The 17,008-nt window shown below is 47.2% G+C and carries 18 protein-coding genes; 15 read left to right on the forward strand and 3 right to left on the reverse strand.

The genetic code is table 11. The annotated features are described in order from the left end of the window. Positions 1–189 precede the first annotated feature (189 nt). The 3 genes from NSQ57_RS05875 to NSQ57_RS05885 all read right to left on the reverse strand — a co-directional run bounded on the left by NSQ57_RS05875 (position 190) and on the right by NSQ57_RS05885 (position 3,195). Entirely contained in the window at positions 190–2,091 is a 1,902-nt protein-coding gene (locus NSQ57_RS05875; protein ID WP_342425776.1) for a 5'-nucleotidase C-terminal domain-containing protein, read from the reverse strand. Between the two features lie 193 nt (positions 2,092–2,284). Then, complete coding sequence (locus NSQ57_RS05880) at positions 2,285–2,710, reverse strand: ImmA/IrrE family metallo-endopeptidase (protein ID WP_250259133.1); 426 nt, start codon at positions 2,708–2,710, stop codon at positions 2,285–2,287. Positions 2,711–2,721: 11 nt separating this feature from the next. Beyond that, a complete protein-coding gene (locus NSQ57_RS05885) occupies positions 2,722–3,195 on the reverse strand; it encodes a helix-turn-helix domain-containing protein (protein WP_069011548.1) in 474 nt (157 codons plus the stop codon). 279 nt (positions 3,196–3,474) lie between these two features. Between NSQ57_RS05885 and NSQ57_RS05890 the strand changes: the two genes are divergently transcribed. From NSQ57_RS05890 to NSQ57_RS05960, 15 genes are all read left to right on the forward strand, one after another. Further along, complete coding sequence (locus tag NSQ57_RS05890) at positions 3,475–3,951, forward strand: ArpU family phage packaging/lysis transcriptional regulator (protein ID WP_029516157.1); 477 nt, start codon at positions 3,475–3,477, stop codon at positions 3,949–3,951. A 336-nt stretch (positions 3,952–4,287) separates the two neighbouring features. Continuing rightward, positions 4,288–4,422, forward strand: coding sequence for a hypothetical protein (locus NSQ57_RS05895; protein WP_268988490.1), 135 nt, complete (start codon positions 4,288–4,290; stop codon positions 4,420–4,422). Beyond that, positions 4,419–5,279 (forward strand): hypothetical protein, encoded by an 861-nt coding sequence (locus NSQ57_RS05900; protein ID WP_342425777.1) that lies wholly within the window; start codon positions 4,419–4,421, stop codon positions 5,277–5,279. Before NSQ57_RS05895 ends, NSQ57_RS05900 begins: the two co-directional genes overlap by 4 nt. A gap of 10 nt (positions 5,280–5,289) precedes the next feature. Beyond that, a complete protein-coding gene (locus tag NSQ57_RS05905; protein ID WP_069011550.1) occupies positions 5,290–5,508 on the forward strand; it encodes a hypothetical protein in 219 nt (72 codons plus the stop codon). A gap of 2 nt (positions 5,509–5,510) precedes the next feature. After that, positions 5,511–6,977 (forward strand): phage tail sheath family protein, encoded by a 1,467-nt coding sequence (locus NSQ57_RS05910; RefSeq protein ID WP_029516160.1) that lies wholly within the window; start codon positions 5,511–5,513, stop codon positions 6,975–6,977. Positions 6,978–7,099: 122 nt separating this feature from the next. Beyond that, on the forward strand, positions 7,100–7,507 hold the full coding sequence (locus NSQ57_RS05915; RefSeq protein WP_025678602.1) for a phage tail tube protein: 408 nt from the start codon (positions 7,100–7,102) through the stop codon (positions 7,505–7,507). A gap of 68 nt (positions 7,508–7,575) precedes the next feature. Beyond that, positions 7,576–8,010, forward strand: coding sequence for a hypothetical protein (locus NSQ57_RS05920; RefSeq protein WP_090736430.1), 435 nt, complete (start codon positions 7,576–7,578; stop codon positions 8,008–8,010). A gap of 181 nt (positions 8,011–8,191) precedes the next feature. Then, positions 8,192–10,096, forward strand: a complete 1,905-nt coding sequence (locus NSQ57_RS05925) for a hypothetical protein (protein WP_340931560.1) — start codon at positions 8,192–8,194, stop codon at positions 10,094–10,096. Between the two features lie 39 nt (positions 10,097–10,135). Beyond that, positions 10,136–10,774, forward strand: a complete 639-nt coding sequence (locus tag NSQ57_RS05930; protein WP_254329439.1) for a LysM peptidoglycan-binding domain-containing protein — start codon at positions 10,136–10,138, stop codon at positions 10,772–10,774. Beyond that, complete coding sequence (locus tag NSQ57_RS05935) at positions 10,771–11,751, forward strand: phage portal protein (RefSeq protein WP_340931561.1); 981 nt, start codon at positions 10,771–10,773, stop codon at positions 11,749–11,751. Before NSQ57_RS05930 ends, NSQ57_RS05935 begins: the two co-directional genes overlap by 4 nt. Then, a complete protein-coding gene (locus NSQ57_RS05940; protein ID WP_342425778.1) occupies positions 11,744–12,151 on the forward strand; it encodes a hypothetical protein in 408 nt (135 codons plus the stop codon). Before NSQ57_RS05935 ends, NSQ57_RS05940 begins: the two co-directional genes overlap by 8 nt. Further along, positions 12,144–12,608 carry a DUF2634 domain-containing protein gene (locus tag NSQ57_RS05945; RefSeq protein ID WP_029516165.1) on the forward strand — a complete coding sequence of 155 codons (465 nt, stop codon included), beginning with the start codon at positions 12,144–12,146 and terminating at the stop codon, positions 12,606–12,608. The genes NSQ57_RS05940 and NSQ57_RS05945 overlap by 8 nt, the downstream gene beginning before the upstream one ends. After that, a complete protein-coding gene (locus NSQ57_RS05950; protein WP_029516166.1) occupies positions 12,608–13,759 on the forward strand; it encodes a baseplate J/gp47 family protein in 1,152 nt (383 codons plus the stop codon). The genes NSQ57_RS05945 and NSQ57_RS05950 overlap by 1 nt, the downstream gene beginning before the upstream one ends. Continuing rightward, the gene (locus tag NSQ57_RS05955) at positions 13,752–14,426 is read left to right on the forward strand and encodes a YmfQ family protein (RefSeq protein ID WP_029516167.1); all 675 of its coding nucleotides are present in this window, start codon (positions 13,752–13,754) and stop codon (positions 14,424–14,426) included. Before NSQ57_RS05950 ends, NSQ57_RS05955 begins: the two co-directional genes overlap by 8 nt. Position 14,427: 1 nt before the next feature. Next, entirely contained in the window at positions 14,428–16,998 is a 2,571-nt protein-coding gene (locus NSQ57_RS05960; protein ID WP_342425779.1) for a hypothetical protein, read from the forward strand. Positions 16,999–17,008 lie beyond the last annotated feature (10 nt).

Here is a 17,008-nt window from a genome sequence, read left to right on the forward strand (position 1 = left end):
ATGAATGTTCTTGCCCGAGTGACTCTTCTCCATCATACCTCTCGGTTCACAACTTGTCAGCGGTTAAAAGGTTTGCTTTTAAAAAAAATATGCGATGTCCAAATGAGCTTGGACTATCGCATATCTATAAACGCCTGACCTACGGCAGCATCCGGAACCACTAGGATGCTGCCTTTGCTAGCTATCGAATTAGGCCGGGAGATCTAACTTTTGTCCGGGATAAATACGGTGAGGATTCTTCAACTTATTCAACTGTTGAAGCTGTTGCCAGGTGGTACCATGTTTGCGGGAAATGTCATACAGCGTATCCCCGGATTTCACAACATATACATGACTATTTGTAACTTGCGCAGAATCGGATGTCTGCTGTGGCTTGGCTGTTTGAGACTTTGCCGGTGCAGGTTTTGCGGGTGCTGGTTTCGCAGCCGGTGTAGAGACGGGTTGCGGCTTTTCCTGCACAGGTGCAGGTGTTGCGGTTGAAGCAGATGGCGCAGCTTGTGTGGCAGGGACAGACATTTTACCATCAGCTTTGGCTTCTTGAATGCGACCGTCCGCTTGCACTTGCAGGCTAGCTGAGCCCACCTTTTGCATATAGCGGATTAACGCCTCATCAAGCGAGCCGAACATACCTGCTTGTGGATATTTAGCGAACATCGTATATTGGTCACCACCTACGGCAGTAAAATCATTGGTGGCCAGTGTGTATGTTGCCTCAGGATCAAGTGGCTTTCCGCCGATCAGAATGGAATGAACACGGCTGCCTTTGGCTGCTGATGTGTCTATTTTGAACGTGATACCTGATACCTGTGGGAAACCTCCGCTTGGCTCTGGATAGGAGGCTGTACCATTTTCCAGTGCGGCCTGAATGTCAGAGCCCTTCACTTTCAGGGTAACGATCTGGTTGCCGAAGGGCAGCACAGTGATGATGTCTCCCTTGGTTACTGTCCCTGTCTTGATGGAAGCCCGGATGCCGCCACCATTCGTTAAAGCTACGTCTGCCCCCGAAATGTCACGCATAGCATCGGTGAGCAGGTCACCGAGATTGGTTTCACTTGCACGTACCTTTTCGCGTGCTCCTTCCAGATCCACACTCGTTTGCGTTACAACCTCTTTAAGAATAGGTTCCTGGTCCTTTTGAATGGAGGCGATCAATGCAGCAATCTCAGCGTTGGGCTGAACGTCGACTGCTTGAGTCGAATCAATCAGCTTGGCTTGCTTTTGCGTAACCTTACCGCCGTCGACCCATAAGTCCACAACACCCAAATACTTGGTGTATTCACCTGCGCTAGCGATCAATGTACCATTGTCACTAACCAAGCCTTTTTCCAGTACGGTATGGCTGTGTCCATCGATGAAAATATCAATGCCAGGCACTTCCTTAACAACCTTAAGGCTGGTGTCCTTACTAGACGCATCCTGCCCCAGGTGACCAAGAACAACAACGACATCTACTTTGCTGCGGATTTCATCAACAGCCGCTTTGGCCTCAGCCGCAGGATCGGTGAATTGAATACCCTCCACATTTTTGGGGTTCGTCTTATATGCCGTTTCTGGCGTAGTCAGACCGATAATACCGATTTTAACGCCGTCAACTTCTTTAATAACATAGGGTTTGAACAAACGTGTTCCGTCTGTTTGTTTAATATTAGCGCTAAGCACAGGGAACTGAATTTCCTTACTTAGCTCGACAAGATGCTTCCAACCATAATTAAACTCGTGGTTACCCGGAACCATAGCATCATAGCGCAGCTTGTTAATCACTTTCACAATGCTCTCACCGTTAACCAAAGTAGCGAAGGTCGTTCCGTGAACGGTATCCCCGTCATCAAGCAGCAATGTATTGGGATTGGAAGCTCGGTACTGATCAATGATGCCCGCCAGCTTGGCGAATCCCATTTCCTTGTCATTCGCGACCACGTGGGCATGGGTATCGTTCGTATGTAGGATGGTGATGTGTTTACCGCTGACTGGAGTCGTTGCCGTTCCCGCTGTTCCCACATGGGTTGCTGGGTCTGCTGCTGCTGTACCGAGACACCCAAGTAAAAGCGCGGCAGTCGTCAGGATCGACGAGAGTTTTTTCCATGAGTTCATGTTGTTCCTTCAACCTCCCATAAAATGAATGAATTAGAGAAACCGCTTACGACCACATTTTATCAGATGATTGTAAAAATAACTTCTATTTTATATCAAAGCACTAAAATTTTTTGATATATCGGTTGTTAAACCCATCGTCTAGTTACCTATATTATAGAGGAAGTAATAAACAGTAACCTACGGGTGGGAACTAGTGTTCTGTTTTGTGATCAAAAAAAAGGGCAGTCTCTTTGGGCAGCCCAATGCGGGGTAAATAGTGATCCAACGTTTCGTCAGCTAGTGGCGGTTTTCCTTCACTCAACAAAAGCACGGCAAACCGATTGGCCTGCTGTTCAAATTTTCCTGGGGAAAAGTAGGAATGCTCCTCCATAAAAAAGCGGCTGATGCCTTTATGCAGTCGGTCATGTCCCAATTCATGCGCACAGACGAACCGTTCCCATTCGGGTGTGAGGCCATTGTGGATAACGATAAATCTTCTACGTAGCTTGTGGTAATACAGCCCTTTGGTTGTGGGGCCTAGATCGCAGTATCGGATATGGATACCCAGGGCTTTCGCAATATCGAAGGGGCAGTTGGTACGGTATTTTCGGACAAGTTTGTGAATGAGTTCGTTCATACGCTCACCTGCTATCCCTGATCTTTGCCCGCTTGGGGCTCTTTGGGCTTTTTATGTTTGTTCATCTGTTTGGCTTCCCAGAACAGACCTGTCAGAACGTCCTTGATCCGTTGACGATCTTTTTCATCCAGCGGAATGCCATCGAACATTAATTCGTCGTCTTCCTCCAGCATTTTTTTAAAATCCCGGCGGTCTTTAGAGGTTGCCCATTCCGGTACAGTAGAAGGATAAAGTTCATATGGACTTTGCTCCATTGAATCATCGTCTCCCCAATATCCGGCGGCCTTCATCATTTCGGTATAGGATACGCTGAGCGCGTCCGCTATTTTGCGGAGAGTGGAGGGTTTGGGAATTCCGCGCAGTCCATTTTCAATGCGGGAAATTTGTGAATTGCTAATACCTGCGGCGTCTGCCAATTGGTTGATGCTCAAGTGTTTGTGCTCGCGCTGCTGTTTTAAGTAAGTTCCGAATGCTGGCTGTTCCACAATGGGGGCTCCTTTCTGCAAGAGAATCATAGATATTGCTTTTATTATACCATTAGGTAAATAGTAAAAGCACGTAATATGCCAAAAGGCATAGGAAAATAAAGCGATTATCCTGTTTTTGGAGCTATACTGCTTTTTTTGACGATGGATAACTATCCTAAATAATGTTATGTTATACTCAAGATGCGAACAAAAAGGGAACGAATTGTAAACATAAGCGTTTTTATATTTAAAAATACATCATTGTCAAAAGGCATAAGATAAGGAGTGTTGCTTTACATGAGAAATAACTTACCCGAATTGGACCGTCGCAAAACGCAGAATGCATTGGAGGGTGTGTTTGAGAAATACCGGATTTATAAAACGATTACCTTTATGGATCGGGAGAGCTTTATTACGGCTGGCTATACGGATCGCCCGAGCGGCCCAACAAATGTGACAAGCGATCCAACGGCCCGGACAGCCGTATATAATGTAGATGCTCCTGCCGCCCGCTTGGCCTACTGCGAAATGGTGGATGCCGTAGTGAGCCGCTTGAATGAACGCGAACAGCTGCTTATCCGTGAACGTTATTTAAAGGATGACGATGTGTTCGATTACAAGGTTTACAATTATGTGTTAGACCCGCCAGTCAGCAAGGATACGTATACGAAGCTTCGCACGCGTGCTTTTTACAAAATGGCGCTTGCACTGGCGGACCAAGGCGTTTTAAATTTGGCAGGCTTGCAGAAGGGCGCGGATCGAAAATTGGGTTGATGTAATAATTATCCACTTGTTCTCATTTCTATTTTAAAATGTTTCCTAAAAGGCTTTGATTCCTGTAATAACAGGGGTCAAGGTCTTTTTTGCGATACGAACGTGTGTTCTCAAAAAACCTCCCAACATCATCCCTAGTCTCTGCTTTTATCGTCCATTTCCCCGGCAACGCATTCGTTATTAGGGTGTAAGATTATATCATCGGGAATCAAGACAAGAGGACATACCGAAGACACACACAGTCAAACGTTAGCCGGCCATTAGGGCCGGTTTTTTCATGCGGTGATCGTCTCTGTCGGTTCCCGGGAATTCGTTGAATAGAAAGGAGGAGTCGTGTTGCCTAAGCAAGGGATGCTGCAATGCATGAGTATGGGGCTGCGCCGGATGAGAACACGGAAGTGGAAAAAAGCCTGGCTGAATAGCCACAACATGCGAACGCAGGGTACGCAAAGGTGGCATGCCGCAGAATGAGACAAGCCTTTAAGCAAAAGCTCATTGAAATTATTCCAGCTCTGCAAGGGCGTGTATACGATGTTCAGCCACCGTCGCAGACGGCAGAGGAGCCGTATGCTGTTATGGCGCTGGGTGAGGAAATCTGGAAGTCTTCCTGGGCCGGCTATCGGCAGGTTGTCCGCATCATGCTGTACGCAGGACAAGCCGGGCTGGCGCAGGCTGACGTATGGGCGAATGCCCTGATTGCCGGGCTGCACCGGGAACCCGTGACAGGTGCAGGTGAGGATACATCGACTTTTACCGCGCACTATTTGGGCGTGCGGGATGCAGAAAAGCTGGACACCGTTACGGGCAAGGCCTATAGAACGCTTCGTTTTGGCGTGTATGTGCCTGAGACGGAAGGTGGTTTGGCTGTTCCAGCAAGCGGTGCTACACAGCCGGAAGAGTGGCTGGCCGCGCTGGTCCGCTGGACGCAGAAGCAACTGGGCGAAACGTGGTCGGTATACGCCGACGCATGGCCCGCACAGCCGGGGCGGCAAGCGGTACTATGGCGGATGAGCGGCTGCGAAACTAGGATGGCGGGAGCCTCCATGTATGAGCTGCGCAAACGGTTCATCGGGCATATTACCGCCCCGGACACCACCGAGGAAAACCGCGCAGCTTCCGCACTGATCGAGGGCTTTGCCGCTCAAATCCAGCTTCCTCTGGATCAGGACAAGGGCCGTTATATGTCTACAGCTGAAGCCTCAGCCGATTTGCAGGCAGATGCCATTTTAGATGGTCAGCTTCGGCTGATGTTAGTACAGCGGCGTATGCGTCCGGCTGAGGAAGCGGCGTTGATTCGCAGAGTGGAAATTCATCCTATTTTGAAATGAGGTGGTCCGAGTGACCTTGGAAAACCATGAGAAGGCCCCGGTATATGCCGGGCAAGAAGCAAGTGGCCCTCGCTATACGCTGGAGGAGCTAAAAGAGCACGCAGAACCATTGTTTTCCGTGAAAGAAGAAGTGCTGGCAGGCGCCTTTTTTGGCACACAGGACAAGCTGTTTACGGTAGCAGAAGCACACACTAAAATCGAACAATTTATGAAAGCGAAGGTGGACTAATTATGGCAGGCGGAACATGGGAAAACACGAATAAACCGGTATTGCCGGGTTTGTATATGAATTTTCAGGCAGCAGCAGCTTCAGCGATTCAAGGTGGGTCGCGTGGTACGGTCGTTGTGCCCGTTAAGGCGAATTGGGGCCCTGTACGTGAGTTTGTAGAGATCGGCAGTGAAACGGCAATCAGCCAAATCTTTTCGGGTGACAGTCTGGACGGTGCGACCGCGTATTCGACGCTGTATCTGGCTTTGCTGGGCGGTCCGAAAAAGCTCTTAGCCTACCGTTTGGCAGATGATACAGCTGCTGAAGCATCTGTGACGCTGAAAAGCGGCGGTGCGACCCCGGCGGATGTGCTGCGCCTGAAGGCTTTGTACACAGGTAGCCGCGGTAATGGTTTTGCTGTAACTGTACAGCCAACTTTGGGTGATGAGCAAGCTCGTGAGGTGCGCCTCTATGAAGGAACCAAGCTGCTCGGAACGTACAAAGGCAGTGACGGTACGGCTGCCTCCATTGCCAAGGCCATGAACGAGAACAGCGAAAACGTATGGGTGAAGGCCGAGGTTGTTGGCGACGGCGGCATTCCGGTGGATGTCAGCGGCGTACATCTTACTGGCGGCAACAGTGGCAATAGCAAGCTGGTTAATGCCGATTACATCGCGATGCAGGAGGCACTTGAAGGACAGGAATTTAATGTCTTGGCTCTGGATTATGCAGCTGATCTGGCATTGCTGCAAAGCTTCGCTGCCTGGATCAAGCGTGTCCGGGGCGAAGGTAAAGGCGTAATCGCTGTATTCGGCGGTTCTGCGGCAGATGATGTGTCCAAAACAGCCGTCAGCTTGGCCTCTGCACGCTCCCTGGCGCTGAACCATGAAGGCATCGTGAACGTCGGTACAGGCGTACGTCTGGCAGGTACGGACTACAGTTCTGCCCAAACGGCTGCTTATGTAGCCGGACTGATTGCAGGCCAACGTCTGAATCAATCGGCGACTTATGCGGTTACGCCTTTTGAGGATGTAACCCGCCGCTGGACACGCTCTGAGCAGGAGCAGGCTGTTCGTAATGGTGTCTTCCTGCTGTTCTTCGACGGCCGTCAGGTCAAAGCGCTGCGCGGGATCAACAGCTTGGTGAATCCATCTGCCGGGCAAAACAACGCATGGAAGAAAATTCGTTCCATCCGTGTCATGGACGCTATTAACGCTGACTTGCAGCGTGCAGCTGAAGAGACTTACATTGGCAAAATCAACAATACGGTGGAAGGCCGTCTGGCACTTATCGGTGCAATCAAAGAATACCTGGCACAGCTGTCGCTGAGCAATGTCATCGAAGCAGATGGCTACGATGTCATTCTCGACCCGGCTTACTACGGCGATGCGCCAGTCATCAAACCGGAGCCGGATCAAGTGTTCCTGCAATGGAACGTGAAGCTCACCGACGTGATGGAGCAGTTGTTCGGCACATTTTACGTGCAATAAATAAGCATTTTACGTGTATAAGCATTTCGCAGGCAATCGGCTGAAATGAAGTAGCTTGTTAACAACGAGAATTTTATGAAATCCCGAACTATATTATGGATTATTTTGAGGAGGAAAAAGAAATGTTGGATGCTTCAAGAGTTATTTTAGGTACGTTTGGTCAGGCATATATTGATGGGGTATGGCAGACACATATTAACAAGCTGGAAGCTAGCGTGGAAATTGATAAAAGAGAACTGAATTTGGTTGGTAATACTTGGAAGGTGCATAAAAATGGAGCTAAAAAAGGCACTGGAACGATGAGTGGTTACAAAGTAACTTCCGATATGATTCGTCGCGGTTTTGAAAAATTCGATATTATTTCCAAGCTAGACGATCCTGAATCTTTTGGACATGAACGCGTTCGTTTGATTCGCTGCATGCCAGATAAGATTCAGTTGGCTAACTGGACTGCGGGAGAAGAAGTGCCAGAAGAAACTACTTTCACCTTTGAAGGCTATGAACTGCTTGATCCTATCGTTGCTGAATAATTTATTGGTTATGGTGGGCCTGGAGTAATCCGGGCCCAATTTTCAAAAATTTATTAGGGGGATTTAATATGAGTTTGCCTGAAAATATGTCAGAGGAACAAATTTTGGATAGTCTTTTTGAAGCTGCAGATAAATTACCAGAGGAAACTGTTCGGATTCAGCGCCTGGATATGCTTCTCACACTTCGTGGTTTGACATCCAACAAAGTAGATAGCATCCGTGAACGGTGCACAATTCGTAAAACGGTTAAAGGCCGTGTGGATGAAAAAGTAGATACAGAAACATTCAATGCACTGCTTATCTCGGAAGCTACGGCTGGTCTAGAAGTAAAAGGTCTGCAAATTAACGGATGGGGTGATCCGCGAATTACTAGCCGACTTAAATTGTCTGGTGGTGAACAGGCTGTGCGTCGAATGCTTCTGGCAGGTGAACTGGATGCAGTAGGGGATAAGGTGCTGGAACTGTCCGGCTTCGGTGTGGAAATTGATGATCTAAAAAACTGATTCGCTCCGGCGGAATGACATCGGTGCTGTATCATCTGTGGATACGGCATCATCTCCGTCCCGGAGAGTTTTGGGCCTTAAACAGAGGTGAAAAATCCATGTTAATTGCATTTGCTGAAGAGGAACTAGACGCATTATCCAAGCAAATACAGCAATGATAGATACGTAAGGAGGTGAGTAAATGGCAGGATCAAGTAACTATAGAGTTAATATTGTTACAGATGTAGAGGATTTGATAATTACAAACCGGGAACTTAAAGCAACAAGTCGCTATATTGAGCAGATACAACGGCTTTCTGATCGCCTAGGACGTGCCCGTTATCAGAGCTTGATTAAGCTGAATACGGAACTTAAGTATATGCATAGGCATCTTGGGAATATTTACAGCCTAGCTGTTCGTCTTAGCCGGCTACGCATTAGGCCAAAAGTCTTTCTGATTGATAAGGCGACTCCAGTCCTCGAAGCGCTTATCAGAAAGCTAAAAAGTCTTAAGGATGCCTATATTGTTGCACGTGCAAAAACGGGCATTGATCAAGACGATACAAATAAGAAGAAAGCTAAGGGTGGCAACCGGGGAAATAATTTAAATGTTTCAAATATTGTGAACAAGTCTATCAGTGTTACTGCAAATTTAGAAATAAAGGATCCTAAATTTGACTTTAACTTTAATTATGATATCAAGGTAAAACCACCTAGATTGAATATTAGAGTCGCAGCTCCAAAATATGCGCCTAAGATCAACGTAAAAACAGGTCCTATTCGAGTTTCTCCAAAAATTAAGGTGATCTGTAATTGTTGTTGCTGTGGGAAAAAAGGAAAAAGTAAAAGAAGCATTGCTGAACAAGATGGACCTGATGGTAAAAACAAAAAGAAAAATAAGAACAACAAAAAAAGCCCTGGCAAAAAACGAGGACTTCCTAAGCTGTGGGAAAAAGCAAAACGTTTATTTAACCCAAAACCTAGCTCTAAGCCGGGAGTCCCAGGAGGACGGCCAACTCCGCATGGAGGTAAGGGGAAGTTTGGAAAGATATTTGATTTCGGTAAAAAAATACTTGGTGAAAATCCAGGAAATATGCTTAAAAAGATAGGTAAGGGAGCAATGAAGGGGGGCAAGAAGCTGCTTGGCCCAATTAGCATAGTATTAGATATTGTAGACATTGCTACAGCGTCGCCGGAAGAACGTCCGGCTGCTATTACATCAGCGCTTTTAGGAAGTGGCTTTATTACTGCTGGGGCAGCTATTGGTACAGCGATTGCTCCAGGTATAGGTACTGTAATTGGTGGTCTTATTGGTGCAATTGTAGGCGCTGTAGTAGATAGTTTAGCAGGTGAATGGTTAGCTCAAAAGTTCTCTGAAATGAGTGATTGGGCCGGAGAAAAAGCTACTTCTGCAATGGACTGGGTTGGAGAAAAAGCTATTGGTGCAAAGGATTGGATTGGCGAGAAAGCAAGTGTTGCGAAGGATTGGGTTGGTGAAAAAGCTTCCCAAGCTACAGATTGGATGAGTAATAAAGCATCTGATGTCAGTAATTGGTTTTCTAGTCAAACAGAAAGTTTGAAAAGTGACTTCTCTAATTTGTTTGGTTATTCAAATGAACCTGAAAAATCACAACCTGTTGTTTCTGTAAATAAGGCCTCGCAATCTTATAATCCCGCTTCAACTGCACCGGGAGCGTCATTAGCTCTGTCAAGATTCCCTTCGGTTGATCCGGGGCTTCCATTACCATCTTTTATTCAGGATGCCCAAAACCGTTCCAAGGTGATTCAGGGTATGGGGCCAGGTGGTTCACAAATTCCTACGGCGAAAGGAGGAAAACCAGCTCCACAGCTCGTGCAAATAACGGATGAACAAATGAGTAGCCTTTCAGGCTTTCTCAAGGATTTCAAGACAGAAACGAACAACCAAATCAGTGTAACGTTGCCTCCTGGAGCAGTACAGGTAACGGTTCAAGAAGATTCTATTGATTTCGACACGATGGCACTTCAAGTAGGACACCGGATTGTAAATGAGGTACGACAGGCAATTATTAATAGAGGTGGAGGGGACAATAGTTCCCTTAAAAAGGATAAAGCTGTACTAGTCTAACGTAAATCTATCACAGCAGAAAGGAGGGAGGCTATGGGTATAGACTTTTTTCTGATTAATGGTCAAAGCGTGTTTCAATTCCCAGTTAATCCCGAAGAGGTGAATATTTCACGGCAAAAAGGGTATGAAACAGTTACGATGCTTACACATGGGGAATTTGATTTTCCACAAGGAGAAAAGGTGAAAGAAATCACCTTTTCTTCTTTTTTTCCCAAGGTGTACGATGCATCCTATTGTCGTTATAAAAATATCCCAGATCCTAACGAAGCGATGAACAGGTTAAATGCAATGTTAAAAGCAGAGAAGCCGTACCAATTTATTATTACGAATACACTAATTAATGTTCCTGTTTTTATCATTGCTCATAATACGACCTTTCGTGGAGGCGAGGCAGGAGATATATATTTTGAAATTACTTTGCGTACATGGAGGGAACCTAAAATAGTGTTGCGAAAAGGGAATTCTCCTCAAAAAGTAAACTCTAGTAACCTTCCACGCACGAATCTTAAAACTAAATCTAAGACGTACACTGTCAAAACTGGGGATTCGCTTTCTAAAATTGCAAAGTTGGAGTTGGGGGACAGTTCCAAATGGAAAAGTATATATCAAGTGAATTCAAAGATCATAGGCAACAATCCGAATAGGATTAAAGCGGGTCAAAAGCTGGTGATGCCATGAGTTACCAAGTAATACTTCAAGATCGATATGATCTTACCTCCCTAGTTGAGAAAATAACTTTAAAAGATGCTCTTAATCAAATTGCATATCAGGCCAGCATACGTGTAGCTGCTTCAAATGTTATGCCCACGATTACTCCGGGAATGTCTATTCGTGTCAGTGGAATTCCATTTGGAAAAAATGTAAAGGTACCACTTCTCCACCCTGCTGTTGTATGGGAAGTAGAGAGCTCTAACAGCGGTACAAAACGTTTCTCTCTGGTGGTATATGATCGGACGATTTATCTGGATAAATCCGAGGATGAATATTTATTTCCCAAAGGACAGACAGCTACGCAGCGGTTGCGTAAATACGCGAAGGATTGGGAGTTTCAGATCACCTCAATACCTGATACGAAAGTGCGATTAGGAAAAGGTATTTATCGTGCCCAGACCCTATATTCCATGATGCTTGCTGATTTGAAAGAGACAGCAAAATTGGGCGGAGATTTGTACCAGTTACGCATGACAAGTGCTGGATTGGAGCTATTTAAAATCGGTAGCAATCCTTCCCCCTATGTGTTAGACCGATTTATTGATCTTACGCAGTTGCGGACACTTGAGGGAGCCGTAACTAAGGTCAAAGTAATGACAGCTAATGAGAACGTAGGAAGCGGACAAGAGGTACCGTCTAAGGTGCTGGCTGTAGCAGAAGGGGATACTAAAGCGCTAGGTACTTTGCAAAAACTGGTGGAAGATGATCAAGTGAAAGCAGCTGGCGGAGCCAGTAAGCTTGCTAAAAGTCATCTAACTGGAATCCAGGAAACTTTTACAGTTAATTTACCAGATATTAATACCATACGTGCCGGTGAAGCTGTGATGTTACAAGGATTAAAGCTGATTGTTACTTCAGTCAGTCGGGATTTGGGGAGCCCGGGGAATATGACTTTAGAGCTCGCTTCCTTCGATATGGTTAAAAGGAGGTATTTTCTTGAGTAAAGATCCCTATGGTGCATTTGTAAGTGTAATGCAGTCGTCTATGGCGGGACACACTCGGCAAGCGTTGAGTGGAGTAGGCGCGGTACTAGGCACGATCACCTCCACGGGACTCAAGCTGGACGATTTTAAACATGAGCTTCAGGATTATCTGGTCGCGGAGCTGCCGGGACTGCTATCTATACCACGTCATATGTATAAAGGCACCTCAACCGCAGTGGAACCGGAAAATTGGGAAGGCAAAGAGCTGAAAACTTTCTTTTATATCGGGGAAGACGAGCTGGAGGATGTGAATCTCAGTTTGAACGAAGGACTCAAGCCCGGAGATCGTGTACTTGCGGTTCGGGTGAATAGCGGCAATGATGTGGTGGTCGTGTGCAAGGTGGTGAGTGGACGTGGCTAATTTATTTCCTGAAACAGATGATGTGATCTGGACAGACACGGATATGACCGACCCGGATGTACTGGAGGATAACCGCGCAGTATTTGGGCGAAGCTGGCGGTTTGATTTTGAAGCCGGTGAGTTTGTTATGAGCCCTAGTCGTAAAATCGTGACTACAGGGGAGAAGGAAGCGTGGGTACAGTGGTGTGAAAAAGCGATTCGCACTCCTCGCTACCGGCATGTGATCTATTCACCTGACTATGGGAGTGAGCTGGAGGAGCTCATTGGCAGCAGCTATGGGCACGGTGTGCAGGAAAGTGAAATTAAACGCATGGTCACAGAGGTGCTACTAGCAGATGCACGTACGGCTAGTGTGGATCAGTTCACGTTTCGCTGGGAAGGCGAGGCGTGCCATTTTAGCTGCCAGATTACGAACGTGCGGGATGAAACGGAAATTGTGGAAAGTGTGGTGATCTAATGGCAGACTTGCCGGAATATTTGGTAGACCAGACGGAAGAGGAAATTTTAAATCGAATGCTGGAAAAAGTGCCTTCGGATATTGATAAGTCCGAGGGCTCTTTTATTTGGGATGCGCAGGCGCCGGTGGCATTCATGCTCTCGGAAGCGGCGATCTGGGCGCAGGAGCTGCTGCGTCGGGGCTTTGCCAGCACAGCAGCCAGCGACAACCCGGATTTTCGTTCGCCGGAGCTGGATTTGCGGACAGCAGAGCATGGGGTGACACGGCGAGAAGCGGTTGCGGCCTCAGGTATGGTTACGTTCACGGGCACAGCGGGAACGACTGTCCCGGCGGGGACCTTGGTGGCGACCCCGGCAGATGATGTATCCGGGGAAGCTTCTATTGAGTATGCGACCACGGCTTCGGTCACGCTGGATGAACAAGGTGCCGGGGAAGCGGCTATTCGGGCGGTCAACCCCGGGCGCAGCGGTAATGTACCTGCGGGCGTCATCCAGGTGATGGCCACTCCGATTAGCGGGGTTGCCTCTGTGATCAATACGGAGCAAACCAAAAGCGGTACAGACGTTGAGAGCGACCAGCTGTTGCTGGAGCGTTTTTATGCCAAGGTGCGGAACCAGGGCACAAGCGGCAACAAGGCGCAGTATACTCAGTGGGCGAATGAGATTGCTGGAGTGGGTGGCGTGGAAGTAGTTCCGCTCTGGAAAGGACCGGGAACAGTGGGGTTATATGTGCTGGATACGGATAAACGCGCAGCCAGCCCAGATATCGTTGCTGCGGTGCAGAAGTACATCGATCCGACGCAGGATGGACAAGGAGAAGGACTGGCGCCAGCGGGCCCTGTGGTGACGATCATGCCAGCAGCAGAAGTGGAGATTAACATCTCAGTCAAGGTACAGCGTACCAAAGAGAAGCCGTCCACACTGGATGAAATCAAAAAGCTCATCGAGAGCGGTGTGCGGACGTATTTGAAGCAGCTTGCCTTTTACAAGGAAGACCCGTTGGTACGGTATACCCGGATTTCTGCTGTTTTGCTCGATATTCCGATTATTATTGATTTCTCTGAACTGAAAATCAATGGACAGAGCAATCAGAATATTGAGATTGGCTCAGGCCAGGTAGCCGTGCTGGGGACGGTGAGCGTCAGTGAGTAACAATGGAACGAACAGTTTTGGCGATTTATTGAATAACCCAGACCAGGGAAAACATGCAAACCGTAGTGGCACTTTGGTTAATCGAGTAACGATAGCGGAAGATACAGTGGGCCAAATGAGCAGCGAGCGAGGACGTGAGCTGCTTTCCTATTTGCCTTCCTATTACGAAACCTCACGCGTGATGCGTTCCGATATGGATGCTAAAGGAAGCGAATTGGACGCCTTGTATCTTGCAATGGATGCAACGGTGGGACAGTTTTTTGTACGTACCGCCACATGGGGGTTGGAACGCTGGGAAATGGAGTTGGGGATTGAAACCGATCTGGCGAAGCCATTGGACCAACGGCGTGCGGTGGTGGAGTCGAAGCTGCGAGGGGCAGGAACTTTTTCCGGTCGGCTTGTCAAAAATGTAGCAGAGGCGTATGACGGAGGTACGGTAGATGTTATTTTTCACCCTGCCGAATGGGGATTTACGGTCAAATTTATAGATACCATCGGGATTCCGCCCAACGTGGAGGACCTGAAAGCAACCATTGAGGAGATCAAGCCCGCCCACATGGCAGTGGAGTATAAATTACGCTACCTGACCATTGCCGAAGTGGAGTCTATGACCCTCTATGAAAATGAACATACAACACAGGATAGATATTTAGGAGGTGGCGCATAACATGGCAAGCGAAAAAACACCGAATCTTGGTTTAAATCAAATTGACCGCACATCGCCCAAAACCACATATTTTGATCTGGAGAAGTATTTGGATGAAAACTGGCGCTCTGTAGATGAATTTGCGGGTGACGTGAATGACGGTGTAAATGAGATCAAGAAGCGTCTGGATACGACAGAGCGTAAGGCGGTAACTCTCGAACCCGGGGTGCAAATACTTAACGCTGTTAAGGCGGCACCATTTTCTTTGTCCGGAATAAAGGGACGAATGCTGGTTAACCTGCTTGGGCGCGTAGGCTCAGGTGACCAAATCGGTAGCCTTTTAGGTTGGGAAGCCGATCTTGCAGTTGATACATCTAATAAGGCGCAGGGCATGGGATCAATCAAGGTCACTGCAAAGAACGCCACTGGCGTGTATAACGTGTACAGTAGCGGATTAAAGCTTATTGGCGGAAGGTACTATATCGCCCTGGCTGATGTTAAAAACATCAATGCTTCAAACAATATTTATGTAAACTTTTCTACGGGTGGTAATAAGGCGCTCAAGCAATCCATAGATAAGAGTCAATTTGTAACGATCTATACAAAATGTGCACCGGCAAACGATACTGCTATAAACTTGGAAGTATCAGCGATTTCCACAGCAACGGGTCAGGCTTTTTATACAGACGCGATTCGTCTCTATGAGGTTAACGCTTCCGAATATGCTGCCTTAGATAGCATGACTGCTGAACAGGTAGCTGCCAAATATCCATATGTAGACAGCGTAATGCCTGTACGTAATCCATATGTGATACGGTATGGGGAGAATTTGGCCCCTCATTCTTTTTATTCATGGAACGCTAAGGTTGGAACACCCGTTATTAAAGATGATCGAAGTGTTGTTGTTTCTTCTTCCAATATAATGATATCTTCCATCTACCCATTAGTTTCTGGTCAGAGTTACACTATTTCTGCTCAGTCGAGTGGGTCAACGGGTAGAATTCATGTAAATACACAAAACGAGACTGCAGTTGTCGGTAATGTAACAGGTATCGGACTTATCTCTTACACCTTCACAGTTCCGGTAGGCACTAATGGTGTAGTAATCCGCTTGTTGGGCACATCCACTGATGAAATAACGTTTTCCAATATCATGCTTAACATTGGCAGCACAGCAAAACCATTCATGCCGCGCGAGGATTCCATGTTGGCTCTGCAAACAGACCTGTATGCCGATCCAGTTACTGGCGCAAATGCCGATACGGTGTTTGAAAAAGATGGGCAATATTTTAAAGTGAAAAGATTCGAAAGCATCCTGTTAGATGGCGGTAAAATCACTAAAGTGAATAACATAGGGTCTGGAACGGGTTTCAAAACCCTCTATCCTGTAGTATCCGATGTAAATTATGCATTTGTCGGCAATGGCACGGGGGTAAAATTTGATGGAAAAATACTGTCGTGGGGCGGGCAAGACACTACAGCCGACAGATGGGCCATAGACGCGACCGCTTCCAATTTTGCTGTTTCTGTCCCTGTTGCAGACAGTGGATGGGCAGACAGCTACACACCGACATTAGACGACATCAAAGCCTACTTCTATGGCTACAAAGCCTATGATGCTAATACCATCACTCCTGCAAATGCTCAAGCCATGACTACGGCTACATGGTCGGGTACAGGTACTAAGTATTGGGTGCAACGTGTCGGTGCAGCTAATTTCACGCAATCTGCACCGCAACAGTCGTATGCAGGGTACACGCCGTACCAACTTGTATACCAACTCGCAACACCTGCTGTGGAGCCGATTGTATCCGAGGGCCAACTTTCGTTTAACGAGGGTGATAATCAGGTCGAAGTAGGTACGGGTATTGTATTGCGTGAATCGGCTGACGTGTACACGGAAACTATAACTCAATATGGTAATCGAATGAACATAAATAACTCCAACTTTTCCGCTCGCTTGCTTAAAAATAGAACCACTCAAATGCTAGCGGTGTATAAAAACGGTGCTTTAGATATGAAGTGGTCTAAAAGCACCGGAATGGTTACAAGCGCGGGCGCTTTGGCTCAACTTCTATATGCATCGGACGCAGATAGAGCAGCGGCTTACAGCGTCACGTACCTGATGCTTGACCCATCGCCAGTCGTACCGTTCACAGGCTCCTATGCAGCCAACGAGAAAACGCTTTTAGCTGACTTGGTGGAGAGTGTGCAACAGGCTAATACGCGACTGTCCGTGGTAGAGAACAAGAAGGCTGACAAAGATAGTCCTGCATGGATATCACCGACGTTGCTTAATGGGTGGGCTACGAGTAGACCCGTAGGAATAATGAAGGATAGTAACGGGTTCGTCCATATCAGGGGGCTAATCGCGAATGGTTTGACAAACGGAGGGTTAGCACTGTTTACTCTGCCGCAAGGTTACAGACCTATCAGTATACAAGGCCCTGTTTCTTATGGCTATGGACCTAGCGGGCCTGTTTTTGTACCGTTTGATATTTTTCCAGATGGAAGAGTTTGTTTTGGTGGTGGAGGGGCAAAAGATAGCACTACGGTGAGCGTTCTTTTCCCGCCATTCATAGCAGAGCAATAAGGAGGTCATA

The sequence above is a fragment of the Paenibacillus sp. FSL L8-0502 genome, assembly GCF_038593055.1.
Lineage (GTDB): Bacteria > Bacillota > Bacilli > Paenibacillales > Paenibacillaceae > Paenibacillus > Paenibacillus polymyxa_D.

What these genes read in the sequence shown, in the direction of transcription:
- NSQ57_RS05875 (WP_342425776.1), bottom strand. Translation starts at nt 2,091, where the DNA reads ATGAACTCATGGAAAAAACTCTCGTCGATCCTGACGACTGCCGCGCTT.
- NSQ57_RS05880 (WP_250259133.1), bottom strand. Translation starts at nt 2,710, where the DNA reads ATGAACGAACTCATTCACAAACTTGTCCGAAAATACCGTACCAACTGC.
- NSQ57_RS05890 (WP_029516157.1), top strand. Translation starts at nt 3,475, where the DNA reads ATGAGAAATAACTTACCCGAATTGGACCGTCGCAAAACGCAGAATGCA.
- NSQ57_RS05900 (WP_342425777.1), top strand. Translation starts at nt 4,419, where the DNA reads ATGAGACAAGCCTTTAAGCAAAAGCTCATTGAAATTATTCCAGCTCTG.
- NSQ57_RS05910 (WP_029516160.1), top strand. Translation starts at nt 5,511, where the DNA reads ATGGCAGGCGGAACATGGGAAAACACGAATAAACCGGTATTGCCGGGT.
- NSQ57_RS05915 (WP_025678602.1), top strand. Translation starts at nt 7,100, where the DNA reads ATGTTGGATGCTTCAAGAGTTATTTTAGGTACGTTTGGTCAGGCATAT.
- NSQ57_RS05920 (WP_090736430.1), top strand. Translation starts at nt 7,576, where the DNA reads ATGAGTTTGCCTGAAAATATGTCAGAGGAACAAATTTTGGATAGTCTT.
- NSQ57_RS05925 (WP_340931560.1), top strand. Translation starts at nt 8,192, where the DNA reads ATGGCAGGATCAAGTAACTATAGAGTTAATATTGTTACAGATGTAGAG.
- NSQ57_RS05935 (WP_340931561.1), top strand. Translation starts at nt 10,771, where the DNA reads ATGAGTTACCAAGTAATACTTCAAGATCGATATGATCTTACCTCCCTA.
- NSQ57_RS05950 (WP_029516166.1), top strand. Translation starts at nt 12,608, where the DNA reads ATGGCAGACTTGCCGGAATATTTGGTAGACCAGACGGAAGAGGAAATT.
- NSQ57_RS05960 (WP_342425779.1), top strand. Translation starts at nt 14,428, where the DNA reads ATGGCAAGCGAAAAAACACCGAATCTTGGTTTAAATCAAATTGACCGC.